This window comes from Neotamlana laminarinivorans (assembly GCF_020523925.1).
Lineage (GTDB): Bacteria > Bacteroidota > Bacteroidia > Flavobacteriales > Flavobacteriaceae > Neotamlana > Neotamlana laminarinivorans.
Map to the genome: position 1 here is coordinate 142800 of NZ_JAJAPW010000006.1, position 24556 is coordinate 167355.

Sequence of the window (24556 nt, forward strand, 5' to 3'; positions counted from 1 at the left end):
ATGTCAGCACACGCAGATACTCACGAAGAACACGGACATCATCATAAAGAAACCTTTATAACTAAATACATTTTTAGTTTAGATCATAAAATGATTGCAAAGCAGTATTTAATTACTGGTACAATCATGGGTATTATAGGTATTATGATGTCTATTATGTTCCGTATGCAAATTGCATGGCCAGAGCAACCAAATGTTTTATTTGAAGCTTTATTAGGAAAATGGGCACCAGATGGTGTTATGGATGCAGATATTTATTTAGCTTTAGTAACAATTCATGGTACCATAATGGTATTCTTTGTATTAACAGCTGGTTTAAGTGGTACATTTAGTAATCTATTAATTCCATTACAAATCGGTGCGCGTGATATGGCGTCTGGTTTCTTAAATATGGTGTCTTATTGGTTATTCTTTTTATCTTGTGTAATTATGGTACTGTCGTTATTCGTTGAAGCAGGACCAGCAGCTGCAGGTTGGACAATTTATCCACCGTTAAGTGCACTTCCAATGGCACAAGGTGGTTCTGGTGCAGGTATGACGCTTTGGTTGGTTTCTATGGCTATATTTATAGCATCATCTTTGATAGGATCACTTAACTATGTAGTTACTGTTTTAAATTTACGTACAAAAGGTATGTCTATGACAAGATTACCTTTAACCATATGGGCTTTCTTTATTACAGCAGTAATAGGTATTATTTCATTTCCTGTTTTATTATCAGCTGCTTTATTATTAATAATGGATAGAAGTTTTGGTACATCCTTCTTCTTATCAGATATATTTATTCAAGGAGAAGTATTACATTATCAAGGAGGTTCTCCTGTTTTATTTGAGCACTTATTTTGGTTCTTAGGTCACCCAGAAGTTTACATTGTATTATTACCAGCATTGGGTATTACTTCAGAAATTATTGCAACAAACTCTCGTAAACCAATTTTTGGTTATCGTGCTATGATTGCTTCAATTCTTGCTATTGCGTTTTTATCAACAATTGTTTGGGGTCACCATATGTTCGTATCAGGAATGAATCCTTTCTTAGGTTCAGTATTTACTTTTACAACATTATTAATTGCAATACCATCAGCAGTAAAAGCCTTCAACTACATAACAACTTTGTGGAAGGGTAATTTACAGATGAATCCGGCTATGTTATTCTCTATTGGTTTGGTATCAACATTTATTACAGGAGGTTTAACAGGTATTATTTTAGGAGATTCTGCTTTAGATATTAACGTTCATGATACTTATTTTGTAGTAGCTCACTTCCACTTAGTAATGGGTATATCTGCATTATACGGTATGTTTGCTGGTATTTACCATTGGTATCCTAAAATGTTTGGGCGAATGTTAAATAAAAAATTAGGGTATTTACATTTTTGGGTAACTGCAATATGTGCATATGGTGTATTTTTTCCAATGCACTTTATAGGAATGGCAGGTTTACCTCGTCGTTATTATACGAATAGTAATTTTCCGTTATTTGATGATTTAGCTGATGTAAATGTTGTTATTACTGTATTTGCAATAGTAGGAGGAGCATTTCAATTAGTATTCCTTTATAATTTCTTTTCTAGTATTTTCTACGGTAAGAAAGCAGAGCAAAATCCATGGAAATCAAATACTTTAGAATGGACAACTCCTGTAGAGCACGTTCATGGTAACTGGCCAGGTCCAATTCCAGAGGTACACCGTTGGGCATACGATTATAGTAAACCAGGTCATGATGTAGATTTTGTTCCTCAACATATCCCTTTAAAAGAAGGAGAAGAAGAACTTCAACATTAAAAAATAAAATATTGATATAAGGCTCACTTTTTAAGTGGGCTTTTTTTTTGTTTATATTTGTTTAAATTAAATAATACCTGTACTTATTAGTGGTATAATATATGAATGAAAACTTAGATCCATCAAGTCAAAATTTTTCTCCTGAAGAAATTGATGTAGAAAAAAAATTGCGTCCGCTAGCATTTAACGATTTTACTGGGCAAGATCAAGTGTTGGAAAATCTTCAGGTTTTCGTACAAGCTGCTAATTTAAGAGATGAAGCATTAGATCATACATTATTTCATGGGCCTCCAGGACTTGGTAAAACCACTTTAGCACACATATTAGCAAACGAACTTAGTGTTGGTATTAAAGTTACCTCAGGTCCAGTTTTAGATAAACCAGGAGACTTAGCTGGTTTACTAACTAATTTAGATGAGAGAGATGTTTTATTTATTGATGAAATTCATCGTTTAAGCCCCATTGTTGAAGAATATTTATATTCCGCAATGGAGGATTATAAAATTGATATTATGATTGAAACTGGCCCTAATGCCAGAACCGTACAAATCAATTTAAACCCTTTTACTTTAGTTGGTGCTACCACGCGATCTGGTTTACTAACATCGCCAATGCGTGCACGTTTTGGCATACAAAGTAGATTACAATATTATAAAACCGATTTACTCACCACAATTGTACAGCGTAGTGCAAGTATATTAAGTGTTCCTATTTCTATGGAAGCTGCTATTGAAATTGCTGGTAGAAGCAGAGGAACACCGCGTATAGCTAATGCTTTGCTGCGACGAGTTCGTGATTTTGCACAAATAAAGGGTAATGGTTCTATAGATATTGAAATTGCTAAATTTGCATTAAAGGCATTAAATGTTGATGCGCATGGTTTAGATGAAATGGATAATAAAATACTAATAACAATTATAGATAAGTTTAAAGGAGGGCCTGTAGGTATTACAACTTTAGCAACAGCAGTAAGCGAAAGTTCTGAAACCATTGAAGAGGTATACGAACCCTTTTTAATACAGCAAGGTTTTATAATGCGTACACCACGAGGGCGTGAAGTTACCGAATTAGCTTATAAACATTTAGGGAAAGTTAAAGGTAATATACAGGGTGGTTTGTTCTAAATTCAAAATATGATTGAAAAAATTCCAATTCCAAATGAAAATTTTAAAGACGTATTGTCTAATAATTCTAAAATTTTATTTTCTGGAATTTTTGGAAGTGGAAAAACAACTTTTATAAATGATTTCTTTGAAGACAATGATAGTTATGAGGCTATTCATATTTATCCTGTAAATTATTCAATAGCCTCAAATGTAGATATATTTGAGCTAATAAAATATGATATTCTATTTCAGTTAATAGGAAAATTACCAAAAGAAGATTTTCTAAAACTAGACATTCCATACCATTTAACTCTTTATAATTATTTATTTAGTTTTAATAATTTAAATAAAAAGGTTGATTTTCTTTCTTCTTTTTTACATTTCGCTGGAAAATATGGATCAGCTTCTTTAAAGATTTATGAAAGTATTAAACATTTAAAAGATGAATTCGTCAAATTTCATAAAAGCTTCCAAGAAGATGATTTTAATAAAGTTAAAAGTTATCTTGAGAACTTAAAAAATGAAAAAGGAAGTATATATGAAGAGGATTTTTTTACCGAACTAATTAGAATTCTAATTTTTAAATTAAAAGATAAGAATAAAAAAGAGGTTATTTTAGTTATTGACGATTTAGATAGATTAGACCCTGAGCATATATTTAGAATTTTAAATATTTTCTCGGCTCATATTGATTTTTCAGGAGTTGAAAATGATAATAAATTTGATTTTGATAAGGTTATTATCGTTTGTGATTATGCCAATATTGAGAGCTTATATAAACATAAATATGGGATCGGTACTGATTTTAAAGGATATATAAATAAATTTTTTAATGAAATATTTTGGTATGATGTTGCGACTTTAATCAAAGCTGCTATTGACACTTATTTAAGTAAAGTAAAAACTAATATTGACGGTAATATCTTCAATGAAGATTATAGGTTTAGCGACCAAGTCAAATATGTGTTATTTACTTTTTTAGATTCGGGTATAATTAGTTTTAGAGATTTAATTAGTTTTAAAAACGGTTTTGATACGAATCGATTTTACCCTAACAAAAAAAGAAATTTAGCCAAGGTAGAATCAATTCTTAAACGATATAATTTAACAGTTGAATTAACAATTAATTTTCTTATTAGCTTTTTTGGTAATAATAACGAATTGTTAAATGCTATTGGTAAGGCAAAAAATAAAAATAATCAATGGTTTTCATATCTTAATCAAGAAGATTATTTTAATAATATAGCTGAATTTGTTTTGTTAATAAAACATGAAACATTTAATACAAATAGGTTAGGTGTTAATAATAAAAACTTAAATTTAAAATCTTATGATTTCAATTTAAATGTATCAAGTAAAGACTATAGGTTTTATACTGAGTGTAACGAGATAAAAAAACAAGACAATCAGCAGGTGAAGCCAGATGAATTAAATTATTTTGAATTTTTAGAGGAGGCAACTAAAGTTTACTTGGAAATAATCAATTAAGCTTGAATACAAGACAAAAACATACAAACCTTATTAAAACCGAAGCCAAACGCCTCGGTTTTTTATCTTGTGGGGTAAGTAAAGCTCAGTTTTTAGAAGAAGAAGCACCAAGGCTTGAAAAGTGGTTGAATAAAAACATGAATGGCAAAATGCAATACATGGAAAATCATTTTGATAAACGCTTAGACCCAACTAAGCTAGTGGAAGATTCAAAAAGTGTAATATCGTTATTGTTAAATTATTACCCTTCAAAAACTCAAAATTCAGATAGTTTTAAAATTTCTAAATATGCTTATGGAACCGACTATCACTTTGTTATAAAAGACAAATTAAAGGCGTTACTTCATTTTATTCAAGATGAAATAGGAGAGGTTTCTGGACGTGCTTTTGTAGATTCTGCACCAGTATTAGATAAAGCTTGGGCGGCAAAATCTGGATTAGGATGGATAGGTAAAAACAGTAATTTATTAAGCCAAAAAGTGGGTTCGTTTTTTTTTATAGCTGAATTAATTATTGATTTAGAATTAGAATATGATTTACCAACAACAGACCATTGTGGAACATGTACAGCTTGTATAGATGCTTGCCCAACCGAAGCCATTGTGGAGCCTTATGTTGTAGATGGTAGTAAATGTATTTCTTACTTAACCATTGAGTTAAAAGAAAATATGCCTACAGAGTTTAAAGGAAAAATGGATAATTGGATGTTTGGTTGCGATGTATGTCAAGATGTTTGCCCTTGGAATCGATTTTCTAAACCACATAGTGAGCCGCTATTTAATCCGCACCCCGAATTACTCTCTATGAGTAAAAAAGATTGGGAAGAGGTTACCGAAGAAACTTTTAGAAAAGTGTTTAAAAAATCTGCAGTAAAACGTACTAAATATTCTGGATTAACCAGAAACATTAAATTTTTAAAATAATTATTTGAAAGATATTCTAATTACATCGACTTATAAAAACCAAATATAAAATACATTCAACAATGAAAACACTACTAAAATTATTTGCAGTTACACTTTTACTTAGTGTAATGTCTTGTAAAGACACTTCTAAAAAAGAGCTTGAAATTAATATTGAAGAAAAAGCGGAACCCGATAAACCAACATACCATATTCAAGAAACATGGATTAATAAAAGAGTAAATGCAGCACAAAACAAGCTATCTAAAACCGATGCAGGAAAAGCTTTGTGGAAATCTATGGAAGCTCACGGAGGTTTAAAACGATGGTTTAGTAATGGTTATTTATCATTTAGATTTAATTACCAGCCCTTAAGCGGGAAAGGAATTAGAGATTCGTACCAAACTATTGATACTTGGAGTAATAAAGCGAGACATAATAGTATTGAAGATCCAGAATCTATTTACGGGTGGGATGGAAAACAAGCTTGGGTAAAAGCAAAAGATAGTATGTCCTTTAAGTATGATACTAAGTTTTGGGCATTAACTCCACTATATTTTATAGGGCAACCTTTTGTGTTAGATGGAGAAGGCGTTAATTTAGAATTATTGCCATCAATTATTTTTAATGGTATTGAGCAAATAGTAGTAAAAGCCACTTATAACACAGGTGTAGGTTTAGCACCAGATGATTATTACATTTTATACATAAACTCAAAAACAAATTTGTTAGATGCCTTTAAGTACATAGTTTCTTATCCAGAATATTTTCCAGAAGGCGGGCACGCACCAGAAAAAACCACGGTAATTCAAGGTACAACTAAAGTTGATGGAATTGTATTTGCAAAAGGATATAAAACATACTGGAGTGATAGTAAGTTGGAAAATGGATTAGGAGAATATATTACGAATATTGAAGTTTCAGATATAAGTTTTTCACCAACTGTTGAAAAACATTTTTTCTCAGCACCTGAAGGAGCAGAAATACTAAGTAAATAGATTATTAATTTAATTTAAAGTTTTTAGCCTGAAATATTTTTAATATTTCAGGCTTTTGTAATTATATAATTTTCTTTTCTAACTCAAGTAAAATCATTACTTTTCTGAAAATTAAAGTATTATGATTCCTCCACCAATACCAGAAAACGAGTCCGAACGTCTTGAAAACCTAGAGTCTTATAATATTTTAGATACATTGCCAGAAGAAGATTACGATAATATAACTAAAATAGCAGCTCAAATATGCGAAACACCCATAGCTCTGGTAAGTTTAGTAGATAGTAAAAGGCAATGGTTTAAATCTCGTTATGGGGTTGATGCTACCGAAACACCAAAAGAATACGCTTTTTGTGCACATGCTATAAACAAGCCTTTAGAACCGTTTATAATAAATGATGCAAGAATAGATGAGCGCTTTCACGACAATCCTTTGGTTGTAGACCAGCCTAATGTAATTTTTTATGCGGGTATACCATTAACAGATGGAGAATCATCATCTGTAGGTACTTTATGCGTTATAGATCATCAACCAAAATCTTTAAGTGAATCGCAAGTAGAAACCTTAAAAGTTTTATCTAAACAAGTAGTTAATTTACTTAAATTACGTAAAAGTAATCAAACATTAAGCAAAACATTAGAAGAGCTTAAGGTTAAAAACGAAGAATTAGAAAAATTTGCATATTTAGCAGCACACGACTTAAAATCACCTTTACTAAACATAAGTAATTTAGCTCAAATTATTAAGCAAGATTATAAATTAGATATTGACGATGCGGGTTTAAATATGCTTGAACTCATAATAAAATCATCAGAAGATTTAACCAGTTTGGTAGATGGGTTACTAAGTTATAATACACGTGACAGTATTTTAAATAAAGAAAAAGAGGCCATTTCTTTAAAAGAATTTGAGTCAGATTTACAAGACAATATTATTAAGCATTATAAAGAAGTTAATTTTACTTTAAATTCAAACTTATCCGAAATAGAAGTAAACAAATACGGTTTTAACCAAATTATTAGAGAATTAGTTAATAATGCTATTAGATATAATGATAAAAACCAAGTAAATATAGCTTTAAATATATGCGAAACAGCAAGTCATTATAGAATATTAGTACAAGATAATGGCCCAGGAATTCATGAAAATTATCATGAAAAAATTTTCAATGTGTTTTACAAATTAAATAAGTACGATAAATTTGGGCGAACAGGCAATGGAATTGGTTTAGCAACCGTAAAAAATATAATAAAAAAATTACAAGGCGAAATACACGTTAATTCTATCTTAAACAAACAAACCACTTTTAGTGTTATTTTAAAGAAATAAATAATAATTGCATAGGGCCTATTTTTTTTAAAGAATAACCATATCATTTCATAGTATTACTATCTTTGTTTATAAATTAAATATCTAAGAAATAATATATTCTCAAAAATATATTTTCAAAATAAAATCTTTTATGAGCGAAGAAAGTAAACGCAGAGAAGCACTTATATACCACGCAAAACCCACTCCTGGTAAAATAAAAATTGTTCCAACTAAAAAGTATGCCACCCAACGCGATTTATCATTGGCTTATTCGCCAGGTGTTGCAGTTCCTTGTTTAGAAATTGAAAAAGATAAAGAAGCAGCATACAAATATACCTCAAAGGGTAATTTAGTAGCTGTAATATCAAACGGTACTGCGGTTTTAGGTTTAGGTAATATTGGCGCTTTGGCTGGTAAACCTGTTATGGAAGGTAAAGGTTTGTTATTTAAAATATTTGCAGATATTGATGTTTTTGATATTGAAGTTGATACCGAAAATGTTGATGAATTTATTGAAACCGTAAAAAATATAGCGCCAACCTTTGGTGGAATTAATCTTGAAGATATTAAAGCTCCCGGAGCTTTCGAAATTGAGCGTCGTTTAAAAGAAGAACTCGATATTCCAGTAATGCACGATGACCAACATGGTACGGCAATTATTTCTGCAGCAGCATTATTAAATGCTATCGAGCTAACCAACCGAAAAATAGAAGACACTAAAATTGTAATTAGTGGCGCAGGTGCAGCGGCTATTTCTTGTTCTCGTTTATATCAAGCATGTGGTGCCAAGTTAGAAAACATGGTAATGCTAGATAGTAAAGGAGTAATAAGAAAAGATAGAGATAGTTTAACATCTGAAAAAGCCGAATTCGCTACCGATAGAAAAATAGATACCCTTGATGAAGCCATGAAAGATGCCGATGTGTTTATCGGGCTTTCTATGGCCAATATAGTCTCGCCAGAAATGTTGCTTTCTATGGCAAAAGATCCTATTGTCTTTGCTATGGCAAATCCAGATCCAGAAATTGGCTATCAATTAGCTATAGATACTCGAGACGATATTATTATGGCTACTGGGCGTAGCGACCACCCTAACCAAGTTAATAACGTGCTTGGTTTTCCGTTTATATTTCGTGGTGCTTTAGATGTTAGGGCTACAGGTATAAACGAAGCTATGAAAATGGCTGCGGTAAAAGCTTTAGCAAGATTAGCAAAGGAACCAGTGCCAGAACAAGTAAATATTGCTTACGGAGAAACCAGATTAACTTTTGGTAAAGATTATATTATACCAAAACCTTTCGATCCAAGATTAATTGCCGAAATTCCTCCTGCCGTCGCAAAAGCAGCTATGGAAAGTGGTGTAGCAAAAACACCAATTACAGATTGGGAAAAATATACAGATACACTACGAGAACGTTTAGGTTCAGATAATAAAATGGTTAGGTTGTTGCTTAACAGAGCAAAATTAAATCCAAAACGTGTAGTGTATGCAGAAGCCGACCAGTTAGATGTTTTAAAAGCGGCTCAAATTGTATACGAAGAAGGCATTGCCATTCCTATTCTATTAGGAAGAAAAGAAACAATAGAGTCTTTAATGGCAGAACTAGAGTTTGATGCCGATATAGAAATAATTGACCCAAAAACTGAAGAAGAAAACGAACGCAAAAACAAATATGCTAAAGTATATTGGGAGCAGCGTAAACGAAAAGGAGTAACTTATTACAGTGCGCAACGTTTAATGCGCGAGCGTAATTATTTTGCAGCAATGATGGTTAACGAAGGTGATGCCGATGCTTTAATTTCGGGTTATTCAAGAAATTACCCAACAGTAGTAAAACCAATGTTAGAGCTAATTGGTAAAGCCAAAGGAATATCTCGAGTGGCTACAACCAATTTAATGATGACTAAAAGGGGCCCTTTATTTTTAAGTGATACCTCAATAAATATCGATCCAGATGCTAAAACTTTAGCCAGAATTGGTCAAATGACGGCTAAGGTAATTTCCATGTTTGGCCTAAACCCGGTAATGGCAATGGTTTCATATTCAAACTTTGGTTCCTCAGTAAACCCAAAAGCATCAAAAGTAACCGAAGCCGTATCATATTTACATCGCTCTAATCCAGATATGGATGTAGATGGTGAGTTGCAAACCGATTTTGCTTTAAATGATACTATGTTACGCGAAAAATTTCCGTTCTCTAAATTGGTAGGTAAAAAAGTGAATGCTCTTATTTTTCCGAATTTAGATTCTGCAAACATCACTTATAAATTGTTAAAAGAATTAAATGATGCCGAATCTATTGGTCCAATTATGATGGGAATGAGAAAGCCAGTTCACATTTTACAGTTAGGTGCAAGCGTAGATGAAATTGTAAACATGACGGCCATCGCAGTTATAGATGCACAAGAAAAACAAAAATGGGAATTAGAGCAACTAGAACAATAACGGCTTAAATACAATAATTTTATTACATTTGGCAGAGACTAACTGTTCTATTTCATGATAACGCACATTCAAGGAAAACTTGTAGAGAAAAACCCAACCCATGTTGTTATAGACTGTAATGGTGTTGGGTATATGCTAAATATCTCATTACATACATTCTCTCAAATACCAGATAAAGAAAGCTTAAAGTTATTTACGCATCTTCAAATTAAAGAAGATGCGCATACACTTTATGGTTTTGCATCAATAGCCGAACGCGAAATTTTTAGGTTATTAATATCTGTAAGTGGTATTGGAGCTAGTATTGCCCGCACTATGTTATCATCTTTAACACCAAAACAAATTCGAGAAGGAATTGCAGGAGAAGATGTAGCTTTAATTCAGTCCATTAAAGGTATAGGCGCTAAAACTGCTCAGCGTGTTATTATTGACCTAAAAGATAAAATCATAAAGATTTACGATATTGACGAAGTTTCTATTACAAAAGACAATACCAATAAAGAAGAAGCGTTATCTGCTTTAGAAGTGTTAGGATATGTTAAAAAACAAGCCGAACGTGTAGTTAATAAAATTATGGCAGCCCAACCAGACGCTAGTGTTGAAGCAATTATAAAAGAGGCGCTTAAAAATTTATAATTAATTTTGATAATAACTAAACCCAATCTATTTAAACAGCTAATGCAGAACTTGTTGTTCGCTATGCTATTTTTATTTGCATTTACGGTTTGGTCTCAGCAAACTCCTCAAGATTCTATTCAAACAGGTTTTAGTTTAGGAAAAATAAAAACGCCTAACTTAAATAGCATAGAATCTAAATATACCTACGACCCTGTTACAAATCGTTATATATATACCGAAACTATAGGCGAGTATAACATTAAATACCCTATAATTTTAACACCTTCAGAATATTTTGATTTAGTAGCAAAAGAAAATATTAAAAACTACTATAAAGAAAAAATTGATGCTTTTGATGGTAAAAAGGAAGGAAGCGAAGAAGCAAAAAAGAATTTACTTCCAGAATTTTACGTAAACTCTGGTTTTTTCGAAAGTGTTTTTGGTAGTAATACCATCGAGCTTATACCAACAGGAAGTGTAGAAATGGATTTGGGTGTGTTGTTTTCTAAGCAAGACAATCCTACATTTTCGCCACAAAACAGAAGTAATTTTACTTTTGATTTCGATCAGCGAATAAGTTTAAGTCTTCTTGGGAAAGTGGGTACACGGCTGCAAGTAACAGCAAACTACGATACACAATCTACCTTCGATTTTCAACAACTAATAAAGTTAGAATACACACCAACCGAAGACGATATACTTCAGAAAATAGAAGTAGGAAATGTAAGTATGCCATTAAACAGTTCATTAATTACAGGAGCACAAAGTTTATTTGGTGTAAAAGCACAACTTCAATTTGGTAAAACTACGGTAACCGGTGTGTTTTCCGAACAAAAATCAGAATCAAGTACAGTTGTAGCTCAAGGTGGAGGTACACTCCAAGAATATGAGTTTTATATTCGTGAGTATGATGTAAATAGGCACTTTTTCTTAGCTCAATATTTTAGAGATCAGTACAATAACGCCTTGGCAACTTACCCATATATTAGCAATAAAGGCTTGCAAATTACCCGTATTGAAGTTTGGATAACTAATAGAAACGGAACCACAGATAATGTTAGAAATATTGTAGCACTTCAAGATTTAGGAGAAACAGGTGTGGTGGGTTCTGCAGTAAATGTTTTCGGTGCTTCGGGTGCGTATCCAGATAACGATAATAATGCCTTTAACCCAGAAAATATTGGTGGAGCAAATTCACAAATTAACAATAATATTAGAGATATATCAACAGTTTCTTCGGGCATTGAAGTTGCTAATATGCGAGAAGGTTACGACTACGGAAAATTAGAAAGTGCTAGAAAACTTACTGAAAACCAAGAATATACTTTAAATGAAGAGCTGGGTTATATATCATTAAATTCAAGCTTAAGTAACGACGAGGTTTTAGCAGTAGCTTTTCAATATACAGTTGGCGGAAAAGTTTATCAAGTTGGAGAATTTTCAAGTGATGGAGTAGATGCCACTGAAGTTACTACAAACGACGATGGAACAACATCTGTTGACAACAATAGTTTAATTTTAAAAATGCTTAAAAGTAGTTTAACTGTTGTAGATGAGCCTGTTTGGGATTTAATGATGAAAAACATTTACGACACAGGTGGTTACAATATTAGTCAAGATGATTTCACGTTAAATATATTTTATAACGAAGCTTCAGATTTAAATTATATTACACCGGTTGGAGATGATTTTGCACAAGATATTAATGGAAATCCCATAACTAATGATACCGAACAGGATGATAGATTAGAAAATATTCCACTATTAAGAGTTTTTAATTTGGATAAACTAAATAGTAACGGAGATCCGCAAGCCAATGGCGATGGGTTTTTCGATTACGAAGAAGGCATAACAGTATTGTCTGAAAACGGTAAAATTATATTTACAAGCGTCGAGCCTTTTGGTGAGTATCTTTTTGATGTTTTAGGTGGTGGAGATTACGATAATACGGCAACCTATAATGCCAATCAACAAAAATATGTTTACAATATACTTTACAGCCAAACACAAACAGCAGCACTTGAGGAATCTGAAAAAAACAGGTTTAAGTTAAAAGGAAGATACTCATCATCAGGAAGTAGTGATGCTATTTCAATAGGTTCCTTTAATGTAGCACGAGGTTCGGTTGTTGTTACAGCAGGAGGGCGCACACTTGTTGAGGGTATAGATTATGTAGTAGATTACGATTTAGGACAAGTTGAAATTTTAGACGAATCCTTAAAAGCTTCAGATACACCTATTGAAGTAACTACTGAAAATAACTCTGTTTTTGGCCAGCAAACAAAACGTTTTACAGGTTTAAACGTAGAGCATAAGTTTAACGATAATTTTGTGTTAGGCGGAACTTTACTTAATTTAAATGAGCGACCAATAACACAAAAAGCAAATTATGGTAGCGAGTCAGTAAACAATACCATTTTTGGTATAAATGGTAATTATGCAACCAAGGTACCTTTTTTAACCCGTTTAGTTAACAAGCTTCCAAATATTGATACCGATGTAGAATCTAATTTATCCGTTCGTGGTGAGTTTGCGTATCTAGCTCCAGGTTCTCCTAGTGGTACAGACTTAAATGGCGAAGCCACATCTTATATTGATGATTTTGAAGGTTCGCAGACTAACATCGATTTAACTTCACCAACAACATGGTTTTTATCAAGTCGTCCGTTAGATTTGGGAAGAAATTATACAGAAGGAGATGAAGATGAAAATGGCATACAAAACGGATACGATAGGGCAATGCTTAACTGGTACACAATCGACCCTGTTTTTTATGGTTCACAACAACCAGACGATATTTCAGATAACGATATTTCTGGGCTTTACACAAGTCGTGTGTTTATAAACGAATTGTTTCCAGATGTAACCTTAGTATCTGGTCAAAATTCGGTACTTTATACTCTCGATTTAGCTTATTACCCAACCGAACGTGGGCCATATAATTTTAATCCAACATCTGCTGATGGAGTTATAGATAACCCTCAAGAGGCATGGGCAGGTATAACCAGACAATTAACATCAACAGATTTCGAACAACAAAATGTTGAGTATATCGAGTTTTGGTTGCAAGATCCGTTTTTAGAAAATACTACAAACACAGGAGGGAAACTGGTTTTTAATCTTGGTAATATTTCTGAAGATATAGTAAAAGATGGTCAAAAATTATATGAAAATGGTTTGCCTGAAGATGGTGATGTTAGTTTATACGAAACCACAAGTTGGGGGTCTGTAGTTCCACAAAATCAATCGCTTGTTTATGCGTTTGATACCTCTGGAGACGAACGAACCAATCAAGATGTTGGTTACGATGGTTACAGCGATTCGCAAGAAATTCAAGCATTTGGAGCTCAATTTGGAGACGATCCTTCAAACGATAATTACACCTATTTTTTAAATACTACAGGAGATATTTTTGATAGGTATAAAGGTTACAATGGAGTTGATGGTAACTCACCAGATACATTTACAGATACAAACAGAGGTTCTACAACCATACCGGATGTAGAAGATATAAATCGCGATAACACTATGAACACCATAGATAGTTATTACGAATACGAATTAGAAATATCGAGTCAAAATTTACCACAATCTGAAGCAGATTTTAATAATTTATCCTCTGCTAATCCATTAAGCGATTATTTAGTAGATTTTAAAACCACAACACGTTCAATGCCAAATGGTGAATCTGCAACTGTACGTTGGCATCAATTTAGAATTCCTATTGATGGCGATATAGCTACACCAATTGGAGGTATTACAGATTTTAGATCTATTAGATTTGCCAGAATTTATTTGAAAGAGTTTTCACAGGCTACAGTATTTCGTTTTGGTAGTTTAGATTTGGTTAGAAGTACCTGGTTACGCTACGAACAAAGCTTAGAATTTGATGGTGATGATCCTGATGATGATTTAACCGATTTCTCAATTGGAGATATTGGTACTTTAGATAATGAAGGAAGTTATGAAATGCCTCCAGGAATTGAGGCCGAAGAGCTTTATAACAACAACACGGTTGTAAACCAAAACGAGCAATCTTTAGTAATGGAAGTTTGCGGATTAGAAACCGAAGATTCTCGTGGAGTATATAAAAATGTAAGTTTAGATATGCGTCAGTATAACAAACTTCGTATGTTTTTACATGCCGAACCTGGTGAAGATGGCATTGGTAGTGTTGATGATAATGAACTAGTTGGTTTTATTAGAATTGGTAGCGATATCACAGAAAATTTCTACCAAATTGAAATACCTTTAGAAATTACAGAATCTTCAGCAGACGATGTTTGGCCAACTAATAATGAAATAGAAATTGAGTTAGATATTTTAGCACAAATAAAAGCACAAGGTATTTCAGACATGACTTTAACAAATGAAGATCCTGTGTTTTATGATGTTGTTGATGGAGAAATAGTGGCGGTTAACGATCCTTTTACCGGTTATGTAGCAGGTCAGCATAGAGTTGGTATAAAAGGTAATCCTAATTACGGCGATGTTAGAATATTAATGGTAGGTGTAAAAAATGCAACATCAAACGATGTTTGTGGTACGCTATGGTTTAACGAATTACGTTTATCTGATATGGATAATGAAGGTGGTTGGGCAGCTATAGTAAGTATGGATTCAAATATTGCAGATTTTGCTACAATTAGTGCAACTGGTAGCCAAAGTACTTCAGGGTTTGGTTCTTTAGAGCAAGGACCAAGCGAACGTAGTTTAGAGGATGTTGTGCAATATGATGTAGTAACAAATGTTAATGTCGGACAATTATTTCCAAAAAAGTGGGGCATTCAATTACCATTTACTTACTCACAAAGCGAAGAATTAATTACACCAAAATACGATGCGTATTACGAAGATTTAACTTTGCAATCTCGAATTGATGCCGCAGACACCGAAGAAGAAAAAGATACTATTCTTAAAAATTCGCAAGATTACACAAAGCGAAAAAGTATCAATTTTATAGGTGTTAAAAAGAATAGAACCGGAGATAAAAAAGCACGTTTTTATGATGTTGAAAACGTAACTTTAAATTATTCGTATAATAAAGTAGAACATCGCGATTTCGAAATTGAAAATGCTTTAAATCAAAGTGTAAGTTTAAGTGCAAATTATGCCCATAATTTTAATCAGTTAAATGTAGAGCCTTTTAAAAATAACGATTCTATTTTTAGAAGTAAGTATTGGAAATTTTTAAAAGAGTTTAATTTTAACCTATTGCCAACAAGCTTTAATGTAAATGCAGGAATAAACAGGCAGTTTACAAAACAAAAGTTTAGAGAAATAGATTTAACAGATGATGATATTTCTGTTGAAGAACTATTTAGTAGAACATATACTTTCGATTTTCAATACGGTATAAATTACAATTTAACCAAATCGTTACAATTTAACTTTACGGCATCAAACAATAATATTGTTAGAAATTATTATAAAGATAACGACTTAATAGCAGGAGAACAGGATGAAACTTTGGGCGTTTGGGATGGCTTATTTGATGTAGGAGACCCAAATAGGCAATCTCAAACATTAGGTATAACATATCAATTACCGTTTAATAAAATTCCAACTTTCAGTTTTATTGATGCTACTTATCAATATACAGGCAATTTCTTATGGCAAAAAACATCAGATTTATATGGAGAAATAGAATTGTACTATACAGATCCAGATGATGAAACCAATGAAATTCCAGGAACCTTTAATTTAGGTAATTCAGTTCAAAACTCTAGTGTACATAATTTTGTTACCACTTTAGACATGACACGTTTTTACAAATACATAGGTTTAGTTAAAAAACCAGTAAGAACGGTTAGAACCAGAACAACATCTGCGGGAGGACCTCCAGGTTCAAATCAACGAAAAGCACCAGCTCCAAAAAAGCAAAATCAAACCGTTAGAAAGTTACTAAATGCAGGTATAGATATTTTAACAAGTGTAAAACGTGTTAATTTTAATTACAATGAAAATAGTGGAACCTATTTGCCAGGATATACACCAACACCCGGTTTTATAGGTACTTTAAAGCCAACAACAGGTTTTACTTTTGGGGTACAAAGCGATGTTAGATATTTAGCAGCTAGAAAAGGTTGGTTAACCCTATATCCAGAATTTAACGAACAATTTGCAAGAACTCAACAAAAGCAAATAGATTTTTCAGCAAGTTTAGAGCCCGTTAAAGATTTAAAAATAGACTTGGTTGGTAGTCGTGCCTATTACGAAAATTTCAGCGAAAATTATCAAGTAGATACAGATGGAGGTAATTACGAGTATCAATCATTAACCCCAAATACCTATGGTAATTTTAATATATCTACAGTTCTAATTAAAACCGCATTTAATAGAAGCGATGAAAGTACAAGTAAAGTTTTTGAAACTTTTAAATCTAACCGATTAAAAATAGCAGATAAATTAGCTCAGAAATTTTATAATGGTGCGGTAACCGAGTTAGAGCGTGATGAAGATGGATATCCTTTAGGTTTTGGAAAAACAAATCAAGCTGTTCTAATACCAGCATTTTTATCTGCATATTCAGGGCAAGATGCAAATAAAACATCAACGAGTGCATTTCGCGATTTTCCAATTCCAAATTGGGATTTAAAATATACAGGCTTCATGAAGTTTAAATGGTTTAAAAAACGTTTTAAGCGTTTCTCTTTAACTCATGGCTATCGTTCAACCTATACCATAAATCAATTTAATACTAACCTAGATTTAAATTTAGATGCAGATGCAGGCGAGCAACCCATACCAGGTTCTGCTTATGCAGCACAACCAGACGAAGCTCTGGATGCTAATGGCAATTATAAAAACGAAACTATTTACAGCAATATTAACTTAAGTGAATCATTTAGCCCGCTAATGCGTTTAGACTTTGAGATGAAAAACTCAGTAAAAATATTAGCCGAAATAGCACGAGATAGGTTGTTGTCTTTAAGCTTTGATAATAATCTATTAACCGAAGTGCAAGGCAATGAATATACCATAGGCTTAGGTTACAGAATAAAAGACTTACGAATTAACTCTAACCTAGCAGGGCCACAAAAACGTATTGTAAGCGATCTTAATATGAAAGCAGATATTTCGGTTCGAGAAAATAAAACAATTATTCGTTATCTCGATTTAGATAATAACGAAATTACTTCAGGGCAAACTATATGGGGCGTAAATTATAGTGCAGATTATGCTTTTAGTAAAAATTTAACAGGCATTTTTTACTTCGATTATACGTTTTCAGATTATGCAATATCCACGGCATATCCGCAAACAAGTATCCGTTCAGGTATTACCTTACGATATAATTTTGGAAATTAATAAAAAAAGGTTTTAATTTTAAGTTTGAATAAATACATTTGCTAAAATCAAACTTAATAAAAACATGACTATTCCTTCAGATTTAAAGTACACAAAAGACCACGAGTGGGTTAAGTTAGACGGCGACATTGCAACAATAGGTATTACAGATTTTGCACAAAGCGAGCTAGGTGATATTGTTTATGTAGAAGTTGAAACTTTAGATGAAACTTTAGATGCCGATGAAGTTTTTGGAACGGTTGAAGCTGTAAAAACAGTATCTGATTTATTTTTACCATTATCTGGTGAAATTATCGAGTTTAACGAAGGGTTAGAAGACGAGCCAGAAAAGGTTAATACAGATCCTTATGGAGAAGGCTGGATGATTAAAGTAAAATGTAGCGACTTATCTCAAGTAGAAGGTTTATTGTCTGATGAGGATTATAAGGCTTTAATAAGTGCTTAAAAAACTTGTAATAATACCAAGTTTAATATTTACAGGAGCATTAACATGGGTGTGTTTAATTAATATTTCAGATTTGCCCAATGTGGGGTTTTCTTTTGCAGATAAAATTTTTCACCTTGTTACTTATGCTGTTTTTATGCTACTGTGGTATTTTACATGTAAATTCACATTTAATTTTAGTAGAAAACAATCATTAATTTACGCATTACTATTTTCTGTAGTATTTGGTATAATTATTGAGGTATTACAAGATAAATTAACAACCACAAGGGCATTTGATGTTTTTGATATGGTTGCAAACACAGCAGGAGCTCTTTTGGCATCAGTATTCTTAACTTTTAACAACAAGTTTCAAGTTAAAAACAATTAAACTGTTGCATTTTTAATAAATAAATAGTTATTTTACCAATCTTGAAAAACAAATAAAACAAATGGAACCTAAAAAAAATCCTAAAGCAAATGTATCGCGCAATAGCTCGCTTTATTTCGCTATTGGTTTAGCTTTAATGCTATTCTTAACAAACTACGCAATAAATTATAAAACCTATGAAAAAGAAGAAATAGACATAGGAATGATTGAAATGGAAGCTGAGGAAGAAGAGGAAATGGTTTTAACTGAGCAGATACAAACGCCACCACCACCACCACCACCACCAGCAGCTCCGGAAGTAATTGAAATTGTTGAAGATGAAGTTGAAGTAGAAGAAACTGTTATAGAATCTACTGAGGTTGATCAAGAAACAGAAATTGTTGAGGTAGAAGAAGTAGAAGTGGTTGAAGTAGAGGAAGATATAGACGTTCCGTTTTCTGTTATTGAAAATGTACCAGTTTTTCCAGGTTGTGAAAAAGAAAAAAGTAACAACGCGAAAAGACAATGTATGTCAGAAAAAATTTCAAAATTTGTAAACAAAAAGTTTAATACAGACTTAGCTGGAGATTTAGGATTATCAGGTAGACAACGTATTAACGTTATTTTCAAAATTGATAAAACAGGAAATATTACTGGTATTCGTGCAAGAGCACCACATCCAGGTTTAGAAAAAGAAGCTAAACGTGTTATTGGTTTATTACCAAAAATGCAACCAGGTAAACAACGTGGAAAGCCAGTAAACGTTCCATATTCCTTACCAATTATTTTCCAAGTTCAAGATTAAATTTCATTAAAGCCAACCAAAAGGAAGGCATCATATAAAAACCCGTTACAGTTTTGTAACGGGTTTTCTTTTTTTGGTATGCTTATTGTGACTTTATCATAATATTAACATTTTAAATTATAATTATTATGAGAAATCTTCACAATTCTCACGAGTCCACTCGCCAAAACGGACAAAACGTGAAAAAATCACAAAAGCATGATGCAAATTTACAAAAAAACACAACCTTGTACTTTCAAATAGGTTTAATAGTGTGTTTGTTATCGGCATTTGGTTTATTAGAAATGAAATTTAAAACAGAAACTCTAAGCATAGGAACTGTTTTGCCTCCTGATGATGATATCGAATATGTAGTCAATAATTTCCAAGTATATCAAGAGCATGTAGCTCAAAAAGTAACACCTAAATCTAAAGCTAATACAAGGTTTATTGAAAAGTACAAAGAAGTTGATGATAATGTTGAAGAGGAAGGCGTTAAAGACTTAATAATTCCAGATACTCCTAAAACCACAGATAGCCCTATAAAACCAGAAGATATTGATGTTGTTGACATTGATGTTCCAGTCGATATTCCTGTAAATTTTATACAAAACGTACCAATTTATCCAGGTTGTGAAAATGAAAAAACAAACGACCAAAGAATAAAATGTATGACGAGTAAAATATCTAAAATTGTACAGCGTAAGTTTAATACAGATCTAGCTTCAGAACTTGGTTTGTATGGTAAGCAGGTTATTCAAACTCAATTTACAATAAATAAAAATGGTATTATAACTAATGTTAAAACAAGAGCTATACATAAAGATTTAGAAAGTGAAGCGCAGCGTGTTATTAATTTACTTCCAGAAATGACACCAGGAAGACAGAATAATAAGAATGTAGGTGTAATATATACATTGCCAATTGTGTTTCAAGTACAATAACCGTAGTATAATTTTACATAACAAAAACCGTTATCTTTTAAAATAACGGTTTTTTCTTTTATTAAAAAAAATTGAATAAAATAATTAGTGCTATGGCTTATATAAAAATATAGTATCTTTCGCTAATAATTAATTTTTAAAGTGTAAAAATGAAGCAATTCATTGTCCTATTTCTACTTGTAATTCAAATCAAAACTTTTGCACAAAATTATAATGTAAAAGAAAAACAACCAGTGTTTCCTGGTTGTGAAAATATAGCTGCTGATTCGTTAAAAATTTGTTTTAATCAAAAAGTTTTGCAGTACATAAAATCGGAATTTAAGGTTCCAGAAAATGTACAAAAAGATAAATATAAAGGCGAAATATCTGTGATTTTTGAAGTAGATACATTAGGAGTATTTAAGCTTATTTATGTTAATACACTTTATAAAGCATTAAAGGAAGAAACAGAACGCGTATTTAAAACATTTCCTAAAATAGAACCAGCTTCATACAACGGAAGAAAAACGTTTAAGCAATATAGTTTACCAATTAAAATTCCGTTAAGAGATTATAAAACTTCAAATACAGAAAATATAGAAGTAACAAAAGAAGTTAATAAACTAGAAGCAGCTTTAAAAAGCGAGTATGATGATATTAATAGAAGCATTAGTGCCTATAACGATAATGCTTTTACTAGCCAGTTAAATGTACAATTTACACACAGTGATTATGCTAAATTCGATAGGCAAATGAATTTAGTTGGTACTAATAGTCATACAGCATCAAAGCCATTTTTATATAACGAAGTTTCAAATTATTACGATTTTAAAGCAGAAAAAGAAAAAGTAATTCAATCAAGAAAAACATGGTTTGGTAAAAAACTTTGGAACGAACATATGGTAGAATTACAAGGTAAAAATTATTGGTTTACTATAGATCCTATTTTCGATTTAGAAGTTGGAAAAGATACCGAAGCAGATTTCAATTCAACATACAATAATACCCGTGGGTTATTGGTAAAAGGTGCGTTAGGTAAACGATTTAGTTTTTATACTTCAGTTTTTGAAAGTCAAGGACGTTTTGCTCAATATTTTAATGAATATGCAGAAACGTTACAAGCTTTTGGTCCAGATCCAGCTATAATTCCAGGACGTGGTATAGCAAAAGCCTTTAAAACCGATTCTTACGATTACCCGGTAGCAGAAGCCTATTTATCTTACTCTCCTGCAGATTTTGTAAACGTGCAGTTTGGGCATGGTAAAAACTTTATAGGAGATGGTTATAGATCTCTATTTTTAAGTGACGTTGCAAGTCCGCATCCATTTTTTAAGCTTAATACAAAATTTTGGAAAATTAAATACACTAATACCTGGATGTGGTTAAAAGATGTTAGGCCAGAAGTAACGGTAGATGATGCTTTTTTAACCAAATACATGGCTACACATTTTTTAAGCTGGAATGTTACAAAACGACTTAACGTAGGTTTTTTCGAATCTATAATTTGGGCAAATACAACAAATCGAAATTTTGATATTAATTACTTAAACCCAATTGTATTTTATCGTGCTGTAGAGTTTGAAACAGGACAAGATGCAGGTAATGCAATTATGGGAGCTTCGGCAAAATATAAATACAACGATAACATTAATTTGTATAGTCAATTTATATTAGATGAATTTTCGCTTAGCGATGTTAGAGCTGGTAATAAAAGCTGGAAAAATAAGTTTGGCTATCAACTAGGTGTTAAATATTATAATGCTTTTAAAGTTGAAAATTTAATGTTACAAATAGAATATAATCGTGTAAGGCCATATACCTATTCACATAGTACAATTGCTACAAATTACGGCCATAATAACCAATCTATGGCGCATTTATGGGGAGCCAATTTTAGTGAGTTAATAGTAATGGGAAATTATTTTTATAACCGTTGGTATGCAAACGCAAAGTTTATTTTTGGTAAACGTGGTTTTGATTATAATGATGATACCGATAATTTTAGTTACGGTGGCGATATTTATAAAAATTATAATGATAGGCCATTTGATACAGGTGTAGAAATAGGTCAAGGTATAACAACCAATAGTTTTTATGGAAACTTACAAGCAGGTTACGTTGTAAATCCGTCGAGTAATTTAAAGCTTTTTACAGATATTACAGTTAGAAACTTTAACCCAGAAGCTACTACCGAACAAACTTATAAAAGTAATACAGTTTGGTTTAATTTTGGTTTACGTACCGATTTGTTTAATTGGTATTTCGATTATTAAGGCTGCGATATAATGCGGTAAATAGGATATTGTAAATGTGCTTTTTCGTAGTTGTTGCTACGTTTATGTATCCAATCTAGTTGTGCGTACCAATTGCTAGCAAAAGTTTCATCTTTTTCTTTTTTTGAATTAAAAGCTTTTTGTAAAGCGGTATCATTTTTTATTAATTCTAGAGCTTTGTCTTCCCATACATAAGGAGAAAAACCTTCTTTTTGTTGTAATATTGTATCGAAAAAATTCCAGTTAAAAAATGAATCTGGAGCTTGTGGCTCTAAAGTTTCAAGTAAATATCTTACACCGTTTTGATTGGTGTTTACAATAATATCTCCTTTATTAAAATTTACTTGTTTGGTAAAAGCATCAACTTGGGTATTGTAATGTTGATAGTGCCCTTCGTAAGGCGATTTTCTAGTTTCAAATGTTTTTATTTTATAATTTTCAACAGTTATAATCGTATCTTGGGTTAATACTTCCATTTCAATTGCATTTAACCGAAGTAAATTTATAACGTTATGCCATCCTTTAGGGATTATATAAGCTTTAGGGATGCTTACTTGAGTAGTTGGCTTAAAATAGTTGTTGTATTTAACAGGTTTAGTAAATGGTTTATCTCTGTTGTATTTTAATCTATCAAGCCCTGTAATTTCGCTAGTTATTGTTTCGGCTTCAAAACCTTTAAACTGCAATGTAGTATGTTTCGTGGTATCAACTTGCCAATCTAAGGTGTAAAGCGGGGTGTTTAAAATTGTGTTTAAAGCATTTTTTCGTAAGGTTAATATTTCTTCAGCTTCGTTATCGGTTATTTCAAGCATGCTTTTCATGAGTTCGTAAGTGCCTTCAACTCTAGGTTTATAGGGTTTTAGCATATGTGTTTCAACCATCATACCTAAAGTGTTAAAAAGGGTTGTGTAACCTGTAGAATATCTTGGGTAATCTAAAAATTGATTGAAACCACTTTCTGGTACTTTGTTAAACACATTTACATAGGGTGTAATATCCCATTCTTTTGCTGCTAAACTCTGCTCTAATTCAGGCATAAGCGATTCGTGTAAAAACTCACCTAAATTGCCAGCTAGTTTATTATGTTGTGTAAATAAATGAGTTAAGGTGTATTGGTAATCAGCACCATTACTCACGTGGTTATCTATAAACACATCGGGTTTTACTAAATGAAAAATTTCGGCAAAACTTTTTGCATTTTTGGTATCACATTTAATAAAATCTCTATTTAAGTCGTAGTTTCTTGCGTTTCCTCTAAATCCGTATGATACTGGCCCATTTTGGTTAGTTCTTGATGTGGAGTTTCTGTTTAAACTTCCGCCAATGTTATAAATAGGTATAGTTACTAAAACGGTATTGTTAGGTACTTTTATTTTGCCATTAGCTAAGTCTCTAAAAAGCATCATGGTAGCATCAATACCATCTGGTTCACCCGGATGAATACCATTATTTATAAATAAAATTCGTTTTGTTTTTCTTATTGTTTTAAAATTAAACTCATTATTAGGGTTTAAGGTAACAAGATGTAAAGGTTTGTTAGAATCTGTTAAGCCAAAACTATCAATTTTTATTGAAGAGTAAGCTTGGGCAAGTTTTTTATAAAAGCTTATAGTTTCGTTATATGTTGCTGTTTCTTTACCATCATTTTTTTCAAAAACTGTTTTAAAATTATGAGTTTTTTCAGCTTGAGAGCATGAGCTTATTATTAAAAGAAGAAATATGAGTTTTTTCATCCAAAGAAGATTTTTTATAAAACTACAATTTAAACTATTGTTATTTAAATTAAATTTCTAAATTCGTTCGGTATGTTACAAAAAAT

15 protein-coding genes are annotated in these 24556 nt (G+C 31.9%); 14 read left to right on the forward strand and 1 reads right to left on the reverse strand.

Annotation, left to right across the window (positions count from 1 at the left end):
- From LG649_RS13555 to LG649_RS13620, 14 genes are all read left to right on the forward strand, one after another.
- A complete protein-coding gene (locus tag LG649_RS13555) occupies positions 1-1785 on the forward strand; it encodes a cytochrome c oxidase subunit I (protein ID WP_226544357.1) in 1785 nt (594 codons plus the stop codon).
- Positions 1786-1886: 101 nt separating this feature from the next.
- The gene (gene ruvB, locus LG649_RS13560) at positions 1887-2909 is read left to right on the forward strand and encodes a Holliday junction branch migration DNA helicase RuvB (protein ID WP_226544358.1); all 1023 of its coding nucleotides are present in this window, start codon (positions 1887-1889) and stop codon (positions 2907-2909) included.
- Between the two features lie 9 nt (positions 2910-2918).
- Positions 2919-4379 (forward strand): P-loop NTPase fold protein, encoded by a 1461-nt coding sequence (locus LG649_RS13565; RefSeq protein ID WP_226544359.1) that lies wholly within the window; start codon positions 2919-2921, stop codon positions 4377-4379.
- 2 nt (positions 4380-4381) lie between these two features.
- A complete protein-coding gene (gene queG / locus LG649_RS13570) occupies positions 4382-5302 on the forward strand; it encodes a tRNA epoxyqueuosine(34) reductase QueG (protein ID WP_226544360.1) in 921 nt (306 codons plus the stop codon).
- A 62-nt stretch (positions 5303-5364) separates the two neighbouring features.
- The gene (locus LG649_RS13575) at positions 5365-6279 is read left to right on the forward strand and encodes a hypothetical protein (protein WP_226544361.1); all 915 of its coding nucleotides are present in this window, start codon (positions 5365-5367) and stop codon (positions 6277-6279) included.
- A 121-nt stretch (positions 6280-6400) separates the two neighbouring features.
- Positions 6401-7606: a sensor histidine kinase gene (locus tag LG649_RS13580; protein WP_226544362.1), complete on the forward strand. Its 1206-nt coding sequence runs from the start codon at positions 6401-6403 to the stop codon at positions 7604-7606.
- A 133-nt stretch (positions 7607-7739) separates the two neighbouring features.
- Entirely contained in the window at positions 7740-10034 is a 2295-nt protein-coding gene (locus LG649_RS13585) for an NADP-dependent malic enzyme (RefSeq protein WP_226544363.1), read from the forward strand.
- Between the two features lie 54 nt (positions 10035-10088).
- A complete protein-coding gene (gene ruvA / locus LG649_RS13590; protein ID WP_226544364.1) occupies positions 10089-10670 on the forward strand; it encodes a Holliday junction branch migration protein RuvA in 582 nt (193 codons plus the stop codon).
- Between the two features lie 63 nt (positions 10671-10733).
- Positions 10734-17963, forward strand: coding sequence for a T9SS outer membrane translocon Sov/SprA (gene sov, locus LG649_RS13595; protein WP_226544365.1), 7230 nt, complete (start codon positions 10734-10736; stop codon positions 17961-17963).
- A 64-nt stretch (positions 17964-18027) separates the two neighbouring features.
- The gene (gcvH, locus tag LG649_RS13600) at positions 18028-18408 is read left to right on the forward strand and encodes a glycine cleavage system protein GcvH (RefSeq protein WP_226544366.1); all 381 of its coding nucleotides are present in this window, start codon (positions 18028-18030) and stop codon (positions 18406-18408) included.
- Positions 18401-18778: a VanZ family protein gene (locus LG649_RS13605; protein WP_226544367.1), complete on the forward strand. Its 378-nt coding sequence runs from the start codon at positions 18401-18403 to the stop codon at positions 18776-18778. Before gcvH ends, LG649_RS13605 begins: the two co-directional genes overlap by 8 nt.
- A 61-nt stretch (positions 18779-18839) precedes the next feature.
- A complete protein-coding gene (locus LG649_RS13610) occupies positions 18840-19562 on the forward strand; it encodes an energy transducer TonB (RefSeq protein ID WP_226544368.1) in 723 nt (240 codons plus the stop codon).
- A 128-nt stretch (positions 19563-19690) separates the two neighbouring features.
- Entirely contained in the window at positions 19691-20485 is a 795-nt protein-coding gene (locus tag LG649_RS13615; RefSeq protein ID WP_226544369.1) for an energy transducer TonB, read from the forward strand.
- Positions 20486-20634: 149 nt separating this feature from the next.
- On the forward strand, positions 20635-22737 hold the full coding sequence (locus LG649_RS13620; protein ID WP_226544370.1) for a gliding motility protein RemB: 2103 nt from the start codon (positions 20635-20637) through the stop codon (positions 22735-22737).
- Here the strand turns inward: LG649_RS13620 and LG649_RS13625 are convergent.
- Positions 22734-24470, reverse strand: coding sequence for a M14 family metallopeptidase (locus LG649_RS13625; protein WP_226544371.1), 1737 nt, complete (start codon positions 24468-24470; stop codon positions 22734-22736). The genes LG649_RS13620 and LG649_RS13625 overlap by 4 nt on opposite strands.
- Positions 24471-24556 lie beyond the last annotated feature (86 nt).

Coding starts and splice junctions, on each gene's coding strand:
- LG649_RS13555 (WP_226544357.1), top strand. CDS start 1: ATGTCAGCACACGCAGATACTCACGAAGAACACGGACATCATCATAAA.
- ruvB (WP_226544358.1), top strand. CDS start 1,887: ATGAATGAAAACTTAGATCCATCAAGTCAAAATTTTTCTCCTGAAGAA.
- LG649_RS13565 (WP_226544359.1), top strand. CDS start 2,919: ATGATTGAAAAAATTCCAATTCCAAATGAAAATTTTAAAGACGTATTG.
- LG649_RS13575 (WP_226544361.1), top strand. CDS start 5,365: ATGAAAACACTACTAAAATTATTTGCAGTTACACTTTTACTTAGTGTA.
- LG649_RS13580 (WP_226544362.1), top strand. CDS start 6,401: ATGATTCCTCCACCAATACCAGAAAACGAGTCCGAACGTCTTGAAAAC.
- LG649_RS13585 (WP_226544363.1), top strand. CDS start 7,740: ATGAGCGAAGAAAGTAAACGCAGAGAAGCACTTATATACCACGCAAAA.
- ruvA (WP_226544364.1), top strand. CDS start 10,089: ATGATAACGCACATTCAAGGAAAACTTGTAGAGAAAAACCCAACCCAT.
- sov (WP_226544365.1), top strand. CDS start 10,734: ATGCTATTTTTATTTGCATTTACGGTTTGGTCTCAGCAAACTCCTCAA.
- gcvH (WP_226544366.1), top strand. CDS start 18,028: ATGACTATTCCTTCAGATTTAAAGTACACAAAAGACCACGAGTGGGTT.
- LG649_RS13610 (WP_226544368.1), top strand. CDS start 18,840: ATGGAACCTAAAAAAAATCCTAAAGCAAATGTATCGCGCAATAGCTCG.
- LG649_RS13615 (WP_226544369.1), top strand. CDS start 19,691: ATGAGAAATCTTCACAATTCTCACGAGTCCACTCGCCAAAACGGACAA.
- LG649_RS13620 (WP_226544370.1), top strand. CDS start 20,635: ATGAAGCAATTCATTGTCCTATTTCTACTTGTAATTCAAATCAAAACT.
- LG649_RS13625 (WP_226544371.1), bottom strand. CDS start 24,470: ATGAAAAAACTCATATTTCTTCTTTTAATAATAAGCTCATGCTCTCAA.